The organism is Bacillus sp. LBG-1-113, from assembly GCF_020708615.1.
GTDB lineage: Bacteria > Bacillota > Bacilli > Bacillales > Bacillaceae > Bacillus > Bacillus mojavensis.
On record NZ_JAJFDG010000004.1, the window covers coordinates 128,853 to 146,605 of the forward strand.

General features: G+C 44.1%; 22 protein-coding genes and 1 pseudogene. 17 read left to right on the forward strand and 6 right to left on the reverse strand.

Annotated elements, in window-relative coordinates; translation table 11 throughout:
- Nucleotides 1-149 precede the first annotated feature (149 nt).
- The 5 genes and pseudogenes from LJF29_RS12295 to LJF29_RS12315 form a co-directional block, all read right to left on the reverse strand.
- Nucleotides 150-455, reverse strand: coding sequence for a hypothetical protein (locus LJF29_RS12295; RefSeq protein WP_229148784.1), 306 nt, complete (start codon nucleotides 453-455; stop codon nucleotides 150-152).
- A gap of 177 nt (nucleotides 456-632) precedes the next feature.
- Complete coding sequence (locus LJF29_RS12300) at nucleotides 633-1,028, reverse strand: immunity 22 family protein (RefSeq protein ID WP_229148787.1); 396 nt, start codon at nucleotides 1,026-1,028, stop codon at nucleotides 633-635.
- A 73-nt stretch (nucleotides 1,029-1,101) separates the two neighbouring features.
- Nucleotides 1,102-1,568 (reverse strand): annotated as a pseudogene (locus tag LJF29_RS12305) (antitoxin YezG family protein).
- Nucleotides 1,569-1,770: 202 nt separating this feature from the next.
- Complete coding sequence (locus LJF29_RS12310) at nucleotides 1,771-1,977, reverse strand: bacteriocin immunity protein (RefSeq protein ID WP_095714359.1); 207 nt, start codon at nucleotides 1,975-1,977, stop codon at nucleotides 1,771-1,773.
- A gap of 24 nt (nucleotides 1,978-2,001) precedes the next feature.
- Nucleotides 2,002-3,870, reverse strand: coding sequence for a T7SS effector LXG polymorphic toxin (locus tag LJF29_RS12315; protein WP_229148788.1), 1,869 nt, complete (start codon nucleotides 3,868-3,870; stop codon nucleotides 2,002-2,004).
- A 179-nt stretch (nucleotides 3,871-4,049) separates the two neighbouring features.
- Here LJF29_RS12315 and LJF29_RS12320 point away from each other — a divergent pair, with 179 nt between their 5' ends.
- The 8 genes from LJF29_RS12320 to LJF29_RS12355 all read left to right on the forward strand — a co-directional run bounded on the left by LJF29_RS12320 (nucleotide 4,050) and on the right by LJF29_RS12355 (nucleotide 10,034).
- A complete protein-coding gene (locus tag LJF29_RS12320) occupies nucleotides 4,050-5,072 on the forward strand; it encodes a hypothetical protein (RefSeq protein WP_229148790.1) in 1,023 nt (340 codons plus the stop codon).
- Nucleotides 5,073-5,236: 164 nt separating this feature from the next.
- Nucleotides 5,237-6,379 (forward strand): tetratricopeptide repeat protein, encoded by a 1,143-nt coding sequence (locus LJF29_RS12325; protein ID WP_229148792.1) that lies wholly within the window; start codon nucleotides 5,237-5,239, stop codon nucleotides 6,377-6,379.
- On the forward strand, nucleotides 6,369-6,548 hold the full coding sequence (locus LJF29_RS12330; protein ID WP_106021538.1) for a phosphatase RapH inhibitor: 180 nt from the start codon (nucleotides 6,369-6,371) through the stop codon (nucleotides 6,546-6,548). The genes LJF29_RS12325 and LJF29_RS12330 overlap by 11 nt, the downstream gene beginning before the upstream one ends.
- Before the next feature lie 169 nt (nucleotides 6,549-6,717).
- Nucleotides 6,718-7,437 (forward strand): YebC/PmpR family DNA-binding transcriptional regulator, encoded by a 720-nt coding sequence (locus tag LJF29_RS12335; protein WP_010333282.1) that lies wholly within the window; start codon nucleotides 6,718-6,720, stop codon nucleotides 7,435-7,437.
- A gap of 136 nt (nucleotides 7,438-7,573) precedes the next feature.
- Nucleotides 7,574-7,963 (forward strand): hypothetical protein, encoded by a 390-nt coding sequence (locus tag LJF29_RS12340; protein WP_010333283.1) that lies wholly within the window; start codon nucleotides 7,574-7,576, stop codon nucleotides 7,961-7,963.
- A gap of 111 nt (nucleotides 7,964-8,074) precedes the next feature.
- Entirely contained in the window at nucleotides 8,075-8,656 is a 582-nt protein-coding gene (locus LJF29_RS12345; protein WP_229148794.1) for a TetR/AcrR family transcriptional regulator, read from the forward strand.
- A gap of 81 nt (nucleotides 8,657-8,737) precedes the next feature.
- Nucleotides 8,738-9,262 carry a nuclear transport factor 2 family protein gene (locus LJF29_RS12350; protein ID WP_229148796.1) on the forward strand — a complete coding sequence of 175 codons (525 nt, stop codon included), beginning with the start codon at nucleotides 8,738-8,740 and terminating at the stop codon, nucleotides 9,260-9,262.
- Entirely contained in the window at nucleotides 9,186-10,034 is an 849-nt protein-coding gene (locus LJF29_RS12355) for an NAD-dependent epimerase/dehydratase family protein (RefSeq protein ID WP_229148798.1), read from the forward strand. Before LJF29_RS12350 ends, LJF29_RS12355 begins: the two co-directional genes overlap by 77 nt.
- 57 nt (nucleotides 10,035-10,091) lie before the next feature.
- Here the strand turns inward: LJF29_RS12355 and LJF29_RS12360 are convergent, their stop codons facing one another.
- Complete coding sequence (locus LJF29_RS12360) at nucleotides 10,092-11,075, reverse strand: amidohydrolase family protein (RefSeq protein WP_229148800.1); 984 nt, start codon at nucleotides 11,073-11,075, stop codon at nucleotides 10,092-10,094.
- Nucleotides 11,076-11,323: 248 nt separating this feature from the next.
- Between LJF29_RS12360 and LJF29_RS12365 the strand changes: the two genes are divergently transcribed.
- The 9 genes from LJF29_RS12365 to LJF29_RS12405 all read left to right on the forward strand — a co-directional run bounded on the left by LJF29_RS12365 (nucleotide 11,324) and on the right by LJF29_RS12405 (nucleotide 17,697).
- Nucleotides 11,324-11,953: a TetR/AcrR family transcriptional regulator gene (locus LJF29_RS12365; protein ID WP_229148802.1), complete on the forward strand. Its 630-nt coding sequence runs from the start codon at nucleotides 11,324-11,326 to the stop codon at nucleotides 11,951-11,953.
- A gap of 73 nt (nucleotides 11,954-12,026) precedes the next feature.
- On the forward strand, nucleotides 12,027-12,275 hold the full coding sequence (gene cotJA / locus LJF29_RS12370) for a spore coat-associated protein CotJA (RefSeq protein WP_229148803.1): 249 nt from the start codon (nucleotides 12,027-12,029) through the stop codon (nucleotides 12,273-12,275).
- Nucleotides 12,259-12,522, forward strand: a complete 264-nt coding sequence (gene cotJB, locus LJF29_RS12375; RefSeq protein ID WP_229148805.1) for a spore coat protein CotJB — start codon at nucleotides 12,259-12,261, stop codon at nucleotides 12,520-12,522. Before cotJA ends, cotJB begins: the two co-directional genes overlap by 17 nt.
- A 14-nt stretch (nucleotides 12,523-12,536) precedes the next feature.
- Nucleotides 12,537-13,106, forward strand: coding sequence for a spore coat protein CotJC (cotJC, locus tag LJF29_RS12380; RefSeq protein ID WP_010333292.1), 570 nt, complete (start codon nucleotides 12,537-12,539; stop codon nucleotides 13,104-13,106).
- A gap of 122 nt (nucleotides 13,107-13,228) precedes the next feature.
- A complete protein-coding gene (locus LJF29_RS12385; RefSeq protein ID WP_229148807.1) occupies nucleotides 13,229-13,774 on the forward strand; it encodes a GNAT family N-acetyltransferase in 546 nt (181 codons plus the stop codon).
- A 52-nt stretch (nucleotides 13,775-13,826) separates the two neighbouring features.
- Nucleotides 13,827-14,108 (forward strand): YesK-like family protein, encoded by a 282-nt coding sequence (locus tag LJF29_RS12390; protein ID WP_229148808.1) that lies wholly within the window; start codon nucleotides 13,827-13,829, stop codon nucleotides 14,106-14,108.
- Between the two features lie 114 nt (nucleotides 14,109-14,222).
- On the forward strand, nucleotides 14,223-14,852 hold the full coding sequence (locus tag LJF29_RS12395) for a YesL family protein (protein WP_229148810.1): 630 nt from the start codon (nucleotides 14,223-14,225) through the stop codon (nucleotides 14,850-14,852).
- The gene (locus LJF29_RS12400; protein ID WP_229148811.1) at nucleotides 14,849-16,582 is read left to right on the forward strand and encodes a cache domain-containing sensor histidine kinase; all 1,734 of its coding nucleotides are present in this window, start codon (nucleotides 14,849-14,851) and stop codon (nucleotides 16,580-16,582) included. The genes LJF29_RS12395 and LJF29_RS12400 overlap by 4 nt, the downstream gene beginning before the upstream one ends.
- A complete protein-coding gene (locus LJF29_RS12405) occupies nucleotides 16,582-17,697 on the forward strand; it encodes a response regulator transcription factor (protein ID WP_229148813.1) in 1,116 nt (371 codons plus the stop codon). The genes LJF29_RS12400 and LJF29_RS12405 overlap by 1 nt, the downstream gene beginning before the upstream one ends.
- Nucleotides 17,698-17,753 lie beyond the last annotated feature (56 nt).

Consider the following 17,753-nt stretch of genomic DNA (forward strand, 5'->3'; position numbering starts at 1 on the left):
CAAAAGACGCCAGAGCCCCTGTTAGTTAAGCAATGTAAAATGCTTGTTTAAGCCATACAATTTTATTGTGGCAGTTTGGATGTTTCGCGTTATATTTGGTTTTGTGTGGGTTAGTGCAATCTCACTTTTTGAATTTTGGATTGCGGTTATTACGACTGGGCAGTTTCGCCATACTCTTTTAGCAGTTTTTCTGTCTTATGCATTTCTCTGAGCATCGGATTCATGTAGTCGTTAGCTGATTCAAGATATGCTCTTGTCAGAGTATCTAGTTTATTTTTAACTTTAGAGAGACCTTCTTCGAATTGTTCCTCTGATGAATGTTGGATAAATTCTTTTGCCTCTTCGTATCTTTTTAATATGTTTTTAACCATTGTAGTTGAATTCTTTTGATTAGTTGTTTTTATTGATGTAATTGTTAAATTGATTTGTTCTATTAATTTTTTTCTTACTGTCAAGGTGATGCTCCTTTTATAAAGTGAGATGAGATAAATTTAAAACCCTCAAATAAGAGGGCTTTAGATTTATTAAACAGAGCTGAACGAATATGAAATAGTATCTACTACATTATATTTTTTCTAATATTTTTCCTTTTTTTCATCTGTTTAGAAATCTTTTTCTGTTTGAAATTTTACTCAAACATAGGGTACTGCACCAATAAATTTAAATGAATAGTTTCTTTCGTTTATTTCTTTCTCCCTACCATCATATTCAAAATTATATAAAAGAACAGCAGCATTGATTTGTTCAGGAATTATGGTACCTACCATGTTCTCAAATCGAGGTAAGATTGCACTATCGTACGAACAGCCGCCAATTAGTGTAGTTAAATTATTACAACTATTTTCATGTGCGACTTTTTCTATAAAGTCTTCATCTAAATCATCGATATCTATATCAAAGTCAATTAAAAATTGAGAAGGGAGAAAATCGCCTTCATCTTCATTGTATTTTAGGTTAACGTAATCATTTAAAGAGGATGAATTTTTTATGTACCCTATCCAAAGCGATACAAAACTTTGTTTTTCCAATTTTTCACTCCTTACTCAAGCATAATGGTTCAAAAGAGGGTAATGGAAATTGCATCAGATGTAAACGTTATCACTAATTCAGATAGTTCTTTATAAATTCCTCATCCTCTTTGTCCATAGGGGAAATAACCAAGTTAGTGTATTCCCAGATCATTTGTCTTTGGTAGTCGTCTAACGTAGATTCAATAACATTTTCATAATCATAGTCTATTGAAAATTTTCCAGTGTAATCTAGCTTGAGCGTAAGGTTAGTCCACACATCTGAGTTATTCGCTTTCCATTCATCCCTTAGTTCATCAAATAAATCTTGTAGTTCGATTAACAAGTTATCAAAATTTGTGCACTTACTTGATAATATTCGGGAATGTCATGCGAATAAATGAACTCTTCACTATTTTTTGTATTAAAGAAAAAGTATACTTCTCTAGAGTCATCTAAAATCTCTGCGTATAGAGAAACTTTATTCCATTCTGATGGAATCATTTCATTAATTTGTTCCGCTATTTTTTGATATAATACGCCCATTTTTTCTGTTTCCATAAAAGTACCTCTAGAATCAAAAATAGCCCAGTATAGAAGAGCTATCTTGGATTTATAGATCCTCATACCACTGGGCGTTGAGGGTACCTTTTAAGTCCATCGGTATAAGCATAATAATATGAAAACTTTAAAATGTCCCTATTGAGGTTCTAATTGGACAAAACATCTTGATTATTATTGAAGGTTACGGATTATAGTGTGATTACTCTTCTTTATAGTTAAGAGCAATTTCCACAATTTGCTCGGCTGTGTATTCTTCTTCGCTCCAAAAAATTAAATCACTTGGTGCAGGATGAGGGACATTTTCTTCTAATAAATCGATGTATTTACCAATAACCTCATCTTCTAATTCAGGATTCATAATTTTTTTCACCAATGAGACTAATTCTTCTTTTGACATTTTATTCAAGGGTTTATTCTCCTTTTCTTTACTTTAGTTTTTACTTCCTTTTTTTCCGAAATGATAAGCTGGATCTAGTATCTCCTGATGCATTTTTGGAGAAGTAATAATTAGGTTATCTAAATTATACACATCTCCACCTTTATCAATAGGTTGTTTATGGTGTAAAATATATGACTTATGTTTACCATAATGCTCTTTTTTAGGTGCGATAGGGGAGTTCCCATTTTTCATTCTAGCTATATTATTTTTATTAAATTCATTTGCATATTCAGTGTTGGCTACAGATTTCCAGAATTCTTTTCTAAACTCATCAAATGATTTGAACTCCTTCCCAAGAAGTTGTTTGCGTACTTCTTGAGGAATAACCCCTAATTTACCATTATTGTACATCAGTCTTTCTTGAAGCTGCAGCCCTCTACTTGGAGTTACTTTACCAGTTGCTACACCTGGGATGTTTCTTTTGGTGAATAGAATGCTAGATTCTTTAGTTTCTTCTATAATCTTCTTTAATAAGGGGGTATTCTTAACATTGTGAGTATTACCAATGTCTTGCGCTATTCCTATAAGGGCAGGTTCATATTCATTTTTAGGAAAAGAATTGATGTAGTTTTTTCCTTTTTCTATTCCTGTCTTTACATGTTTAGTAGTAGCTTTTTCTCCAGCTTCAAGCACTTTGTCGACTTTGACAGCACCTGCTTTACCAAGCTTGCCTGTTACTTTTACAGCAGAGCCAGCGCCTTTTAGTCCAACTAGGCTTCCGACCGCATAGGTAATATAATGCGATCGTGAGTATGCATCACCATTAACCATTTTATCATTCCATGAATCAGCTATGTTTGTCCATATGATTTTTGCATAGGAAGGTGTGTTTAATATTGTTGAGACAGTTTTGGCGAGCTTTTGTTCATCGGACAGCTGGTAGAAGTCCCATGCGCCAACAGCTAAATCTTTGACGCCTGTTACCGTATCTTTCCCGATATCATAAAGAGCAACTCCGCCCCCTTTTAAAATTTCCCAAGTGGTTTCCCCAACTTTTTCAAGCTGTTTTGCTTGTTCAAGCTGCACCACATACTGTAACTGTGCAGGCTCAAGGTTCTCATACCCAATCTTCTTCGCAATTTCTAAATACTCATCAGGATCAGATACACCATCCGCAAGCTTTTTCTTCAATTCATTGATCTCGCGTTCCTTCGCTTCCTCTTTCTTAATTTTCAAGTAAGCCTCAGTCCGCTTTTCAATGTCGCTTTTTTTCTTATGTATGTCACTCTCACGGTACGCCTTGGCGTTGTAGTGGATGGGTGTGGCGTTTTTGCCTTTGCCCGTTGCTTCTTGGAGCTTTTGGAAGTCGGATTTGATGAATTGTTCGTTTGGTTCTGACAGGGCGTATTCTGTCTTCAGGTCTTCGTCCAAGGCGTCCAATTTTTCCAGTGTTTTTTTGCGTTTGTCGTTGGCATCGGCCAGCTCGTCTTTGAAGGTTTCTGTTGAAAACAGGTCGAGCGGGAGGATGTTGTCGATATCGTTCAAGATGTCTTTCATCGCTTTTTTCTGTTCGGACATAATGGATTTCGATTTTTGGTGGGCGTTTGCCAGCTCGTGTTCCAGAAAGGATTCTTCGATGTATGCGTCAGAGAGGGCTTTATCCTCGACGGCTCCGGCGATGCTGTTGAAAAATGCGATTTTCATGTCGATGTAGTCGATCCATTGGTCGGTGACGCCGACGTGGTCATGGTAGAAGGCTTTGATGTTGCTGGCGCCTTTTCCTGAGAATTCGCTGTCACTGAGATCAGCGACGCTTTTTAAGGCTTTTCTCAAATTGACCATTTGCGTTCTTAGTTCTTTATACTCTTTTGTACGGTCTGTCGCTTCCGAAAGCAGTGTTTTCGCTTCAAGTACTTTCATGACCATTTCCCTTCTTTTGTTCGCTCAATATCAAAATTTTACCACGGCGCGGGATGAGAATGGCTGTGGAAACTTGTTTCGATGGAAAAATGAGTCGTTTGGCATGTGTCTTTATTCACGAAGGGATTGTGTAAACATAGTCGAAATGATTATTGATAGACAGTTAAAGGAGCATTTTGATGAAGAAAAAACGCATTATATTCGGTTTATTAGGGTTTATGATATGCATCATCCTGTTTGCTCTGTATCTTCAGTTACATAATAAAAGCAATATTCCTGTCAAAACTTCCGCCATTCATCCCGAAGAAGACCGCATCTTTTTTATCTATTCCAACCCTCTCATAAAAGAAAGCACGCTGCTTTCAACCTCAACAGGCGAACGGTTTAATAGGCGCACGTTCAAGGTGGCGGATGTGCCGTACATCCAAACGAAGTCTTACGCATCAACAGACATTGTATTATTAGCGGAACATGAGTCCTTTTATTACACGCTGGAGAAGGATGCTATAAAAAAGCATCCGCTATCAAATCCATTTTCGTTTTGGTATGAGGGGAAGGATGTTTTTGTTAAGGCCTATAACGTTGATACGACGGGGAATGACGTGCATATAAATGACAAAAAAACGAAAAAGGAATATAGCCTCACCTTGCCTTCACTTGTCACGATGGGGGCGAGTGACGAGAATAATATTTATGTCATTCAAGGCATGGCTATTTACGTGATCAACAGAAACACAGAGGGAATCATAGAAACCCTGAGCTTAGCCTCATACGCTGATAAATTCGCAGACTCGGAGGAAGTTATTGTCGCAAGCTCGCAGCATGAACTGACTGTGATTGAAAAAGGGACATGGAAGACGAAGTATATTTCTTATCCTGATGATCTTGAATATGCTGATACCGTGTACTATGACAAAGAAAGCGGCAGTTTTTATGTGACGTACGAAGACAAAGAGGGGGAAGCGAACCTGCTTGAGTATGGGAAGGACTTTTCTTTTCACACATACGGCTTAAAATTCCCTTATATGGATGCAAAGTTTAAGGGGAGTCAACTGTATGTTGTTGCTCAGGAAGAGCATAAAAAAGGCATTGGCGGGTATGTGGGTGTGTTTGATATCCATTCCAAGAAGATGCTTTATCAGTTTGATTTGCCTGAGGAACTAGTGAAAGTTCAGGATATTGTTGTGGTTGACAATAAGTGAGTGCGTAAATGAAATAGAATGATATTGGACCCTTGCATAAAGGGTCTTTTTTTTGCCGAGAAAACAAATTGACAGGATGAAAAAACAATTTCTTCCTTTCATATTGTTTTCAAAATTTGGGATTGATAGAATATGACATATCTCACAGAGAAGGAGGGAAGCCGTTGAGTCAAGCCATACCGTCTTCGCGTGTTGGTGTTAAGATTAATGAATGGTACAAGATGATTCGCCAGTTCAGTGTTCCGGATGCTGAGGTTCTCAAAGCGGAGGTGGAGCAGGACATTCAGCAGATGGAAGAGGATCAGGATTTGCTGATCTATTATTCTCTCATGTGTTTTCGGCACCAGCTGATGCTGGATTATTTGGAGCCGGGACAAACATATGGGAATCGCCCTACAGTGACAGAGCTTCTGGAAACGATTGAAACTCCTCAGAAAAAACTCACAGGCCTTTTGAAATACTACTCTTTGTTTTTTCGCGGCATGTATGAATTTGATCAAAAAGAATATGTGGAAGCGATCGGTTTTTATCGCGAGGCGGAGAAGGAACTGCCGTTTTTGTCAGATGAAATTGAGAAAGCCGAATTCCATTTTAAAGTGGCAGAAGCGTATTACCATATGAAGCAAACCCATGTGTCGATGCATCATATCCTTCAAGCCTTAGACATTTATCAAGATCATCCGTTATATAGCATGAGAAGAATACAAAGCTTGTTTGTCATAGCGGGAAATTATGATGACTTCAGATGCTATGATAAAGCGCTCCCGCATTTAAGAAAGGCGCTGGAGCTGGCAATGGATATTCAAAACGACCGGTTCATTGGCATCTCTTTATTGAACATCGCCAACAGTTATGACAGGTCAGGAAGATATGATTTGGCCATTGAGCACTTCCAAAAAGCGGCGAAAGTAAGCAGAGAAACGGTTCCTGATTTGCTGCCGAAAGTCTTGTTTGGGTTAAGCTGGACATTATGCAAAGCTGGACAAAAACAGCAGGCGTTTCAGCTAATAGAAGAAGGATTAGAACATATCACAACCCATCCAAATGCGGGGGCCCATAAATTTTATAAAGAATTGTATCTGTTCTTGCAGGCAGTGTACAAAGAGATTGTTGACGAACGCAAAATTCATGACCTTTTAAGCTATTTCGAAAAAAAGAACTTGCACGCTTACATTGAAGCATGTGCCCGCAGCGCTGCCGCTGTTTTTGAAAGCCGCTGTCATTTTGAGCACGCTGCTGCGTTTTATCGGAAAGTGCTGCAAGCGCAAGAGGATATTCAAAAAGGAGAGTGTTTATATGCTTATTAAGAAAAAAGTGATGATGTGTCTTGCTGTTCCCCTTATTTGCGGAAGTATTGCAGTTCCTTTCTTGACACAGTCCGGCGGTTTTAAGGAATCAACGGATCGAAACACGACGTATATCGATCATTCCCCTCATCATGTCATGACTGATCAGGATAAGAAAGCCCTTAGTTAGGGCTTTTTTTCTTGCTTTATTGGAAGTTTGTGCCGTCTCGTACTTTTAAACTACCGCCTTCCTTCTATTTCTAACGCAAGACACTCGAAACAACCAAACCATTTGAGGTATAATGGTTAAAGTGAATAACAGTATTTAGATTGATATATATGAAAGAGAGTGGAGCATCATGGGCCGTAAGTGGAACAATATTAAAGAAAAGAAGGCGTCTAAGGACGCAAATACGAGTCGGGTTTACGCAAAGTTTGGCCGTGAGATTTACGTGGCGGCGAAGCAGGGCGAGCCTGATCCGGAATCCAACCAGGCGCTGAAGGTTGTGCTTGAGCGCGCGAAGACTTACAGCGTGCCGAAAAATATCATTGAACGTGCGATCGAGAAGGCGAAGGGCGGAGCGGAAGAAAATTATGATGAGCTTCGTTATGAGGGCTTCGGGCCGAACGGATCAATGATTATCGTTGATGCGCTGACGAATAATGTGAACCGTACGGCGCCGGAAGTGCGTGCGGCGTTCGGAAAAAATGGCGGGAACATGGGTGTGAGCGGATCTGTCGCTTATATGTTTGACGCGACGGCTGTTATCGGTGTGGAAGGCAAAACGGCTGATGAAGCGCTTGAAATTCTCATGGAAGCGGATGTCGATGTCCGCGATATTTTAGAAGAGGATGACAGCGTGATCGTCTATGCGGAGCCGGATCAATTCCATGCGGTGCAGGAGGCGTTTAAAAACGCAGGTGTTGAGGAATTTACGGTAGCGGAGCTGACTATGCTTGCACAGAGCGAAGTGACACTTCCTGAGGATGCAAAGGAACAGTTCGAAAAGCTGATTGACGCGTTAGAGGACTTGGAAGACGTTCAGCAGGTGTATCATAACGTAGATCTTGGTGAATAAAAAATGAGCAGACTGTCATGGTCTGCTTTTTTTATTGTCCGGGAAATTGTTTTAGCAGTTTATAGGCGGGTGTCTATACGCGCTGTAAGACCTTCTCATACGCTGGACTGTAACCTATGTGAAGGAGAGATTGGATATGACTGATACAAGACACTTCTGCTGCGGACCCGGCTTTGGCGCTTACCCAGGCTATGGTGCAGGCGGTCCGGGATTCGGCATGTACGGAGGCGCGGGCTATCCGGGCCATGGCATGTATACAGGGATGGGCCATCCAGGTTATGGAGGCGCAGGCAGCCCGGGTTATGGCATGTCTGGAGGATTCGGCGGCTACCCAAGCGGAGGCTATCCGAGCTCAATGGGTTATCCGAGCTACGGAATGCATTATGATAATGATGGACATCACCACCATTACCCTGATGGACATTACGGACACCATCAGGATGGAAATTATGGCCATCATGATGGTAATAACTACGGACACCATCACCACCAAATGGGACACTGGGGAAAAGACGGCCATAAATAAAAAGCGTGAAGAACGGACACTCTTGCTGATCAAGGGTGTTTTTTTGTTTTTCTTTTTCTTGACTGTTCAGTCTGGAAAAGGTAATATCTTCTTGTAGGAGGTGATATTCGTTTGGGTAGAAATAAAGAATTCGATACCGCGCTTGTTTTGCACAGAGCGATAGAGGTTTTTGGAGAGTATGGCTACGAAGGCACGTCGCTGCAAGAGCTGCTTTCTCATTTAGGCATTGCGCGCCAGAGTTTGTATGATACGTATGGAACAAAGCGGGATTTGTTTTTGTCCGCTGTGAAAACGTATCTTGAAGGAAAAAACGCGGCTGTTGTGGAAAGGCTCGAGACGCCGGGATCTGTCAAAGAAGCCATTCGTGATATTTTTCAGGAGGGTGTGAATGCCCTGAAAGATCCTGAACGTTCAAAGGCGTGTTTTATCATCAACAGCGCTATTGAACAAATCCCGCATGATTCAGACCTTGCCCAGTACTTTGAAGGGCAGACGAAACAGCTTGAGGCGGCCTTTTATCAGGCACTGAGAAGGGCACAGACTGAAGGAGAATTGAAGGAACATCTTGATATATCGGCGCTTGCCCGATATTTAAACCAGAGCAGGCTGTCTCTGACGTTTATCGCTAAGGTTTCTGCTGATTTTGACCAGCTTCAGGATTATGTTGAAGTGAGTTTATCTGTCCTTGATTGACTTTTTTTGATAAAGGGTGCTTAGCCCTTTGACGCATTTTCTGGACTGAATGGTCTAAAATAAAATACGAGGTGATGATCCATGATGATGACGGAATACGAAAAAGCATGTGACACACTGAATAAATTTATGCAATATATGCTTGAAAAGGATATGGAGAGCTGGACAGAGCTGTGGGATGAACATGCCGTATTGGAGTTTCCCTATGCGCCAGAGGGATTTCCGGAAAGAATTGAGGGGAAGGCGGCCATTTACGATTATATTAAGGATTTTCCTGATAACATTCATATTTCTGCGTTTACTGCTCCGACAGTGTATCGTTCGGCTGATACAAACACGATCATTGCGGAGTTTCAATGTGAAGGCTATGCGATTGCGACTGGGCTACCTTACCGGCAAACCTATATCAGTGTGATTGAAACGAAGGACGGCAGCATTTTGCATTATAAGGATTATTGGAATCCGCTTGTCGTCAATAAGACGTTTGGAGAAACCATTGAAACATTTATACAAACAGAGGAGGAGGAAAATGTTGAGTCACGATCAGATTCTGATTACGGGAGGAACCGGCACGACAGGAAGCCGGATTGCGCAACGGTTAATTGAGCAGGGTTACAGCGTTCGCATCGCGAGCAGAAATAAGGGCAAAATGAGCAAGGCGGAGTATGTATATTTTGATTGGAAGGATGAGTCCAGCTTTACGCCTGCTTTGGAGCGGGTGAAGCGGATTTACCTCGTTGCGCCGGTTGGTGTGTTTGACCCGTCTCCTTATGTGCTTCCATTTTTAAAGGAAGCGAAGCGGCTCGGTGCTGAACGTGTGGTGATGCTCAGTGCGTCCGCTGTTCCTGAGGATGGTCCTGTGTTTGGCGCATTGCATCGTGCAGTACACGGGTTTCCGGAATGGGCGGTGCTGCGGCCGTCATACTTCATGCAAAACTTCAGCAATGTCCAGCATCGCATGTCCATTCAAACTGAGGGGCACATTATCACGGCGGCGGGTGAGGGAAAACTTGGTTTTATTGATGCCGATGATATTGCGGAAACAGCAGTGCGTGCTTTGATTGACATTGTGCCTCATAATACTCATCATATTCTGACGGGACCTGAGGTGCTGAATTACGCTGAGGCGGCGGAGATCATCGGAGCCATGGCGGGACGTCCGGTGACGCATGTCAGCATTTCTTCTTCCGAGCTGAAAAATAGGATGGAAACAGCGGGTTTGCCTGCGGATTACGCGCGCTTTATGGCGGAATTAGATGAAGCGATCAGCCATGGTGCGGAACATCGGGTAACGGATACAGTAAAGCGTGTGACAGGAAAAGAACCCCGTTCGCTGACTGAGTTTGCGGCTGCTCATGCTGCATACTGGAAACGCTGATCTTATTTTGGACTGATCGATCTAGAAAGACCTTCGGCTCTGCCGAAGGTCTTCTTTTTAGCTATTGAGTTTAAAAAGGCTTGCCGCGTTTTCGGTGCCGATTTTCATTCGGTCCGTTTCACTGATTGGACACTGGTCAAACCAGGAAGAGATTTCTTCCATCGATTCATACGGATAGTCCACCGAGAATAAGATGCGGTCTGAGCCGACCTCTAACAATGTATCAATTAATGCCTGTGTTCTGAATACGCCGCTTGTTGTGAGATAAAAGTTTTTGCGAAGGTATTCAGTCGGCGCTTTTTTATGGTTTCCATGGGTCTCAGGACGCTGATGGCGCAGTCTGTGCTCGACACGCGGCAGCGTAAACGGCAGACCCTCGCCTAAGTGTCCGAGAATTACGGTCAAATCAGGATATTCGTCAAACAGGCCGCTGAGAATCAGGCGGATGGCGTGTGTTCCTGTTTCAACGCCAAAGCCCCATGCTGAGCCGAGGAGGCCTTCGTAGCCTTCATAGATACGCTGCTGATTTGGCAGCGGAATACGCGGATGCAGATAGACGGGAACCTGAAGTTGTGCAGCTTTCTCCCAGAAAGGGCGTACCTGTGGCTCGTCTAAATATTGAGCGGTATTTTCGTCTCCGATATTACTGTAGCCGTTGACCAGGGCACCGACAAAACCGAGTTCTTTTACAGCCCGCTCCAGCTCCTTCGCTGCTTCTTCAGGATCTTGAAGCGGAACCGCCGCAAATGCTTTAAAACGGTCTGGATGTTTGGAAACGAAGAATTCCGCAGCGTGATCGTTCATTTGCTTTGCGAGTTTTACAGCTCTGTCAGGATCGGTGATTCCTTCAATCCCCGGCTGGGTTAATGAGAGAATCGACGTTTGGATGCCGTTTTTATCCATGTCTTCGATCCGTTTTTCGAATTCCTGCAAGCGTTGTTGGACAGCGCTGAAATATTCATCGTCAGTAAAATTGTGACTTCCTGTTGCCGGAAAATCAGGAGATTCCCAGTGCTCTTCTAATGCGATTTTTCCATTCATGTCAAAGGCTCCTCTCTATCATGTCTGGTGTAGATCAGATGGAGTGCACTCATTTTACGTCACGAAGCTTCGTTTCAATAGGTAATGAACAAAGTGTTTATTACTTTACATCGTGTACAAGATGTAAGTTCATGGTACAGTAGATTTTGGGAAAAGGTCAATAAACAGAGAACGTGCAAACGTTTAGAAGAAGACATCAGCAGATGATTTGTCCAGAAGAAAATAAAAGTTAGACAAGGAGGTAAAAAATGTCTAAAAAAAATAAAGTAGATCCGAGAGTCAAAAGAACGAACAAATTTTTAAGAGACGCATTGATCGCACTGTTGAAAGAAAAAGAAGCCAATTCGATTACGATTCAGGAAATTACTGAAAAAGCGGATCTGACCCGCGGCACTTTTTATTTGCACTATCGGGATAAACAGGATTTTCTGTTTCAAAGCATGACGGAGGTTCTCGATGATTTAATTCGGCAGGTTAAACCAGAGACGCCGGTGGAACCGGTCATTATTAATGAGGATCATCCGCCTGTTTCATTTGTGAAGCTCTTTGAGTACATTCATGAACACGCCGAGTACTTTCAAGTGATGCTGAGTGACAGAGGGCTTCCTCAATTCAGAAGTTTGATGGCGGAATTCGTTCAGAAACGAATTTACGAGGAATTGCTTTCATCTATTGAAGAATCTGAGAAACAGCTTCAGATCCCGAAAGAGATACTGGTCAGCTATATCACTTCCGCCCATATCGGGGTGATTTGTTCCTGGCTGGAGAGCGGCATGAAGTACAGTCCTTTATTTATGGCGAATCAATTAACACGTTTAACGCTCTTGGGACCGCTCCGGATAGCGGGGATAGATAAACAAATCAAGCTTCCTTATTAAGAATGACAGTCATAATGACGCCTCCTGCCTCATACCTATTAAGGTCATTGTTATTGAGAAAGGAGGAGCCAGAATGAAGGAGATGCAGCCATTTACACCTGTTAAATCATACACGCCCTTTCACAGCCGTTTTGATCCCTGTCCGCCCATAGGGAAGAAATATTACAGAACGCCCCCTAACCTCTATATGACCTTTCAGCCTGAGCATATGGAGCAGTTTTCGCCGATGGAGGCTTTAAGGAAAGGCACCCTTTGGAAGGATCTCTATGATTTTTATGAAAATCCTTATCGAGGGGGAGACACACATGACAAAAAAGGTTGATGCGGAATATTACCGCCAGCTTGAGCAGATTCAAGCAGCGGATTTTGTGCTTGTTGAGCTGAGCCTGTATTTAGATACACATCCTGATGATGAAGACGCGCTGAAGCAATTCAATCAATATTCCGGCTATGCAAGGCACTTAAAAAGGCAATTCGAATCATCTTACGGACCGCTTTTGCAGTACGGCAAAAGCCCCGCGGGCGAGGAGTGGGATTGGAATCAAGGGCCTTGGCCGTGGCAAGTATAAGGAGGAATGCCTGAATGTGGGTGTATGAAAAGAAGCTGCAATATCCTGTCAAGGTCAGCACGTGCAATCCGACACTGGCGAAATATTTGATTGAACAGTATGGCGGAGCGGACGGCGAGCTGGCCGCGGCTCTCCGGTATTTGAACCAGCGGTATACCATTCCTGATAAGGTCATCGGCCTTTTAACAGATATCGGCACGGAGGAGTTTGCCCATCTGGAAATGATTGCGACGATGGTGTATAAGCTGACGAAAGATGCGACGCCGGAGCAGCTGCGAGAAGCCGGGCTTGGTGATCATTACGCGAATCATGATGGCGCGCTTTTTTATCATAATGCGGCGGGGGTGCCTTTTACGGCAAGCTATATTCAGGCGAAGGGCGATCCGATTGCGGATTTGTATGAAGATATCGCAGCAGAAGAAAAAGCAAGGGCGACGTATCAGTGGCTGATTGATATTTCGGATGATCCTGATTTGAACGATTCCCTGCGGTTTTTGCGTGAACGTGAAATTATACATTCTATGCGCTTTAGGGAAGCGGTTGAGATTTTAAAAGAAGAACGGGATAAGAAGAAACTCTTTTAACAGCAGCGGGGGCTCCCTTTCATGCGTCCTTTTACATACAGACAAAATATTCTGTTTTTTTGTCGTTTGCTTGCATTATAATGGAGGTATGCATGTAAGTTAGTTTTGATCGGGGGGCCTTTATGTCATCTTTTAAGATTACGAAAGAAACAGTTGCAAATGAATTTTACGCCGGCCTGGCAGACCGTGAGGATGCAGAGCAAATAACGGGACTGCTCGTCCGTACGGCTGAATGGCTGCGGGACCGGGGCTCTGACCAGTGGAGCGGGCTGCTGGAGGGACATGACTCACATGATATTGTTGGCTCGATTGAAAGCGGACATGTGTTTGTTTTTCAGAAAGATCAAGAGTTGGCCGGTGTAGTGATGCTTCTGCCTGAGCCAAGCGAATGGGACAGAACGCTTTGGGGAGACGAGGGGCACGAAGAGTCCATTTATTTGCACCGTCTGGCGGTCAGCCGCCGGTTTGCGGGAAATGGGCTTGGGGCCGAGATTCTCACATGGACGGAGACGGGTGTTGAGTATCCGGGGAAGAAGCGGATTCGTCTTGATTGTGTTGCTGATAACGACGCCTTGCATTCCTTTTACAGGCGAATGGGATATGAATTCAAGGGATCAGATGCCTCGGGGTTTCATTTGTTTGAGAAAGAACTGAACAAGTCAGAATAAGCGTCCTTTTTAGGGGGCTTTTTTGCCTTTTTGAAAAGGGAGGACAGGGCGGATGTTCTTTTTTTATGTGATGGCCATTGCGACGGCTTGTATTTCTGCTTGTGTATCTATTTTTCTGCGCTTGAGGATGCCGCAAAGAAAATGGCCGGAATGCATACTGGCCGTGCTGATTGTTCTCGGTGTGATCACAATTTGGTGCAGCATCTTTTTTGTCGGCGGCTGGGATGGCATGGCGCTGGGCATGCTTGGGATTCATGTGATAGTCGGAGCGTTTGCCGGGTACTTGATCGAGACGGTGTTCCGGCTGTTGAAAAGACAAATTAGGAGAAGGTAAGGCATTTGCCGTCTCAAATGATGTCGAATTTTTTACGGGGCGGCAGGAATTTTCTTTTGAGTGGAGAAATACATATTACTTTACAATGAAAGCGTTTTCTGTAGTAGGAAGGTGATGTCGATGATACATAGCCTGACAAATGGGCTGAATCGTTTTTGTACATGGGTGATGAGACTGGCTTATGTCAATGTGCTGTGGATCTTGTTTTCTCTTGCCGGGCTCGTTGTGTTTGGGTTGATGCCTGCTACGGCCGCGATGTTTTCGGTGGCGAGAGAGTGGGCGAAGGGGAACACGGATGTCCCAGTGTTTTCTGTGTTTATCCGGACGTTTAAGAAGGAGTGGGGGGCAGCTCAGCTGTTGGGGCTCATTCTGGTGACGGCCGGCTTGTTTTTGTTTGCGGATATACGGATTGCCGCTCAGATGAATCAGCCTGTGCTGGTGAATGTGTTTATGAGCATCGGATTGATTTTCGCGTTTGTGCTGTTATATGTGTTTCCGGTCTTTTCGCATTTTGACGTAAAGCTCAGACAGGTGCTGAGCATCAGCTTTTTGATTGCCTTCAGCCGGCCATTGGTGACGCTGATGATGGCAGCGGGTGCAGTCGGAATGTTGTTTCTTGTGCTGTTTCATGTGACGTTTTTGCTGTTTTTCAGCGGCAGTGCGCTGAGCTTGTTGTTAACGAAGCTGTCCTTTAAAGCATTTATGTCAATAGATCAGCGTCAGGAGAAAGAAAAGGCGGCATGAAAGGAAGAGTCGCGGGCTGGTACAGGCGGATGAAGATTAAGGATAAGCTGTTTGTGTTTCTGTCATTGATTATGGCCGTGTCCTTTTTGTTTGTATACAGCGGGGTGCAGTACGCTTTTCATGTCTATGATGAACAGATTTACCGCAAATCCTCGGAGGTGCTGCGGATGTCTTCTGAACGGATTGAAGACGAGCTGAAGAAAATTGAAGATGTATCGTATGAAATCATTACCGATGAACACATTCAGCGCATTCTCAGCATGCAAAACCGTGATGATACGTATGACCAGTATCAAATGAAGCAGGAGCTGTGGGATCAGCTTGCGCAATATGCCGGCGATGAAAAGTACATTGATTCGATTCATTTGATTGATGCCCGCGGCTCAGAGTATTCCGCCGGAAGCAGTTCATCGGACCTTATGAAGCAGCAGCAGGAAGAGGTATTTGAACGGGCGAAAGCGCAAAAAGGCAGAAATCTTTGGATGACCCTAGGCAGTTCAGATCCTGTCCTGATTTCAGCGCGGCAAATCAGATCGTTTCATCAGCTGAGTTTAAATGGCTTGGGGATGGTGCTGATTCAAGTGAATGTGAAACAGATGATTCGTGATTTGCCGAAGGATTGGGGCGATTCGGTCGGAGATATGATGATCGCAGACAAGGACGGCAATCTGGTATATTCGGCCCGTGCATCGGTGCTTACGCCTGAGATGACAAAGCAGACGCTGCGGCATCCTGGTTATGACTTGGTAAAAAAGAATGGCAAACGTTATTTTATTTCTTTCCTTCAATCATCCTATCAAAACTGGAGCTACTACAATGTCATCCCCTTTGATCAGATGTTCGCGAAAATTTCCTTTATGAAAACGGTGATCGGTACGTGCTTTCTTTTGTTTTTCAGTGTGGTTTTGCTTTTCGGGCGGAAGATTGCCAACAGCATCACAGAGCCGATCGAGCAGCTTGTATCCGCAATGAAATCGGTGCAGCACGGCGGGATTGAGGCGGGCGTGTCGCTGTCACTGCCGGAACACACACAGGATGAGGCGGGAACGCTGAACCGTCATTTTACCGTAATGATGAAGCGGATCAATGAGCTGATGGAAGAAAATGTGGAAAAGCAGCTTATTATTAAAGAAACAGAATTGAAGGCGCTGCAAGCCCAGATTAACCCGCATTTTTTGTATAACACGCTTGAGTCCATCAATTGGCTGGCGAAAGCGAATCAGCAGAAGCAAATTTCTCGAATGGTAGAGTCGCTCGGTTTTCTCCTGCGAAACAGCATTCATATCAAAGAAGTTACAGTGACCCTTCAGGAGGAGGCGGATATTGTGCTTCACTATATGACGATTCAGCGGTTCCGGTTTGAAGAGCGCTTGAACTTCACACTGGACATCGCCGAAGAGGTAAAGCATTGCCGAATTCCGAAGCTGACACTCCAGCCGCTGGCGGAGAATGCGATTCAGTACGCGCTTGAGCCTTTTACTCGGCCATGCGCCATCCGCATTCAAGCGAAAAAAACGGAGGACTGCGTCTGTATTACTGTCGAAGATAACGGGCCTGGCATGAACGAACGTATTCTTGAAAAAACGGGCGGAAGAGGGATCGGGCTCTGGAATATTCATGAACGCATCCGACTGATGTTCGGGGAGCCGTATGGCTTACGCATTCAAAGTGAGAAAGGGAAGGGAACGGCGATTTTGCTGACAATACCGTGTCGAAATGAGGTGGTGTGATGTACAAAATACTGCTTGCTGATGATGAGAGGATCATTCTTGACGGAATGGCAGGGATCATTGAGTGGGAGGCGCTTGGCGCTTCTTTAGTCGGCAAAGCGCAGAACGGAATTGAAGCGTATGAGAAGATCGTAAACAAGCAGCCGCATATCGTTATCACTGATGTAAAAATGCCCGGTATGGACGGACTTGAGCTGATCAAAAAGGTGTCAGCCGTCTGCCCGTCTGTGCAATTTATCGTCCTGTCTGGTTTTGGGGAGTTTGAGTACGCGAAGGAAGCGATGAAATACGGGGTAAGGCATTATTTGCTGAAGCCCTGCAATGAACAGCAGATTATCCGTTCATTAGAGGAGATCATCGCCGAACTGAAGCTGCATGATGTGCGGAAGAAGAAAGCCGCCCACCTGAAACATGAGCTGAATCATATCCGGTCCTTTGCAGCTGATCAATACCTGGAAGGTTTGATAGCCGGTGTCACCCAACTGTCTCCGCCGCCTTCGCTTGCAGGAAAGATGATTCGCCTTATCATCGCGGAGACCACTCAGCCTGGAGATTCTGCCGCCAGAGAGGCGTTTGGTTCCGCGCTGACAGCTTTTTGCTGCAGCGGAGGACGTGCGGTGTTTGCCGTGGAGGAGGGCACGCCCGATCTGGAGAAAAAGGCCGAAGACGGCTTGGCAGGCTGCCGGGTGATCATAAGCCGGACGGGGGAGCTGCGGGACGCAGGACAGCTGTTCCGGGAAGCAACTGAAACGGCCGGTGACCAAAAGCGGAGTGATTTGATTTCTAAAATCACCAGGCTTGTCGCCGACGAGCTCGGCAATCCGAATCTCTCTCTGAAATGGGCAGCAAAAGATATGCTGTTTATGAACCCTGATTATTTGGGGAAAATCTTTAAGCAGGAGACAGGGGAAAAGTTTTCCCGGTATGTTACGCGGGTGCGTCTTGAGCATGCGATGAAGCAGATGAAGCTGAGGCGTGATGTGAGTGTATCAGAAATCGCGGAAGAAATCGGATTCGGTGATAATCCGAAGTATTTCAGTCTTGTCTTTAAAAAATATACCGGTCTGACACCGTCAGAATTCAGAAGAAAACAGGGAGGCGCTTCCGCAGGATAGCCATCTCTGTTTTTTTTACTTTCGCCACTGTTTTTTGAGTGTTTCGCCCCGTCACA

What these genes read in the sequence shown, in the direction of transcription:
- LJF29_RS12400 (WP_229148811.1), top strand. Translation starts at nt 14,849, where the DNA reads ATGAAAGGAAGAGTCGCGGGCTGGTACAGGCGGATGAAGATTAAGGAT.
- LJF29_RS12350 (WP_229148796.1), top strand. Translation starts at nt 8,738, where the DNA reads ATGATGATGACGGAATACGAAAAAGCATGTGACACACTGAATAAATTT.
- cotJA (WP_229148803.1), top strand. Translation starts at nt 12,027, where the DNA reads ATGAAGGAGATGCAGCCATTTACACCTGTTAAATCATACACGCCCTTT.
- cotJB (WP_229148805.1), top strand. Translation starts at nt 12,259, where the DNA reads ATGACAAAAAAGGTTGATGCGGAATATTACCGCCAGCTTGAGCAGATT.
- LJF29_RS12385 (WP_229148807.1), top strand. Translation starts at nt 13,229, where the DNA reads ATGTCATCTTTTAAGATTACGAAAGAAACAGTTGCAAATGAATTTTAC.
- cotJC (WP_010333292.1), top strand. Translation starts at nt 12,537, where the DNA reads ATGTGGGTGTATGAAAAGAAGCTGCAATATCCTGTCAAGGTCAGCACG.
- LJF29_RS12395 (WP_229148810.1), top strand. Translation starts at nt 14,223, where the DNA reads ATGTCGATGATACATAGCCTGACAAATGGGCTGAATCGTTTTTGTACA.
- LJF29_RS12405 (WP_229148813.1), top strand. Translation starts at nt 16,582, where the DNA reads ATGTACAAAATACTGCTTGCTGATGATGAGAGGATCATTCTTGACGGA.
- LJF29_RS12360 (WP_229148800.1), bottom strand. Translation starts at nt 11,075, where the DNA reads ATGAATGGAAAAATCGCATTAGAAGAGCACTGGGAATCTCCTGATTTT.
- LJF29_RS12340 (WP_010333283.1), top strand. Translation starts at nt 7,574, where the DNA reads ATGACTGATACAAGACACTTCTGCTGCGGACCCGGCTTTGGCGCTTAC.
- LJF29_RS12320 (WP_229148790.1), top strand. Translation starts at nt 4,050, where the DNA reads ATGAAGAAAAAACGCATTATATTCGGTTTATTAGGGTTTATGATATGC.
- LJF29_RS12315 (WP_229148788.1), bottom strand. Translation starts at nt 3,870, where the DNA reads ATGAAAGTACTTGAAGCGAAAACACTGCTTTCGGAAGCGACAGACCGT.
- LJF29_RS12365 (WP_229148802.1), top strand. Translation starts at nt 11,324, where the DNA reads ATGTCTAAAAAAAATAAAGTAGATCCGAGAGTCAAAAGAACGAACAAA.
- LJF29_RS12390 (WP_229148808.1), top strand. Translation starts at nt 13,827, where the DNA reads ATGTTCTTTTTTTATGTGATGGCCATTGCGACGGCTTGTATTTCTGCT.
- LJF29_RS12330 (WP_106021538.1), top strand. Translation starts at nt 6,369, where the DNA reads ATGCTTATTAAGAAAAAAGTGATGATGTGTCTTGCTGTTCCCCTTATT.
- LJF29_RS12335 (WP_010333282.1), top strand. Translation starts at nt 6,718, where the DNA reads ATGGGCCGTAAGTGGAACAATATTAAAGAAAAGAAGGCGTCTAAGGAC.
- LJF29_RS12355 (WP_229148798.1), top strand. Translation starts at nt 9,186, where the DNA reads ATGTTGAGTCACGATCAGATTCTGATTACGGGAGGAACCGGCACGACA.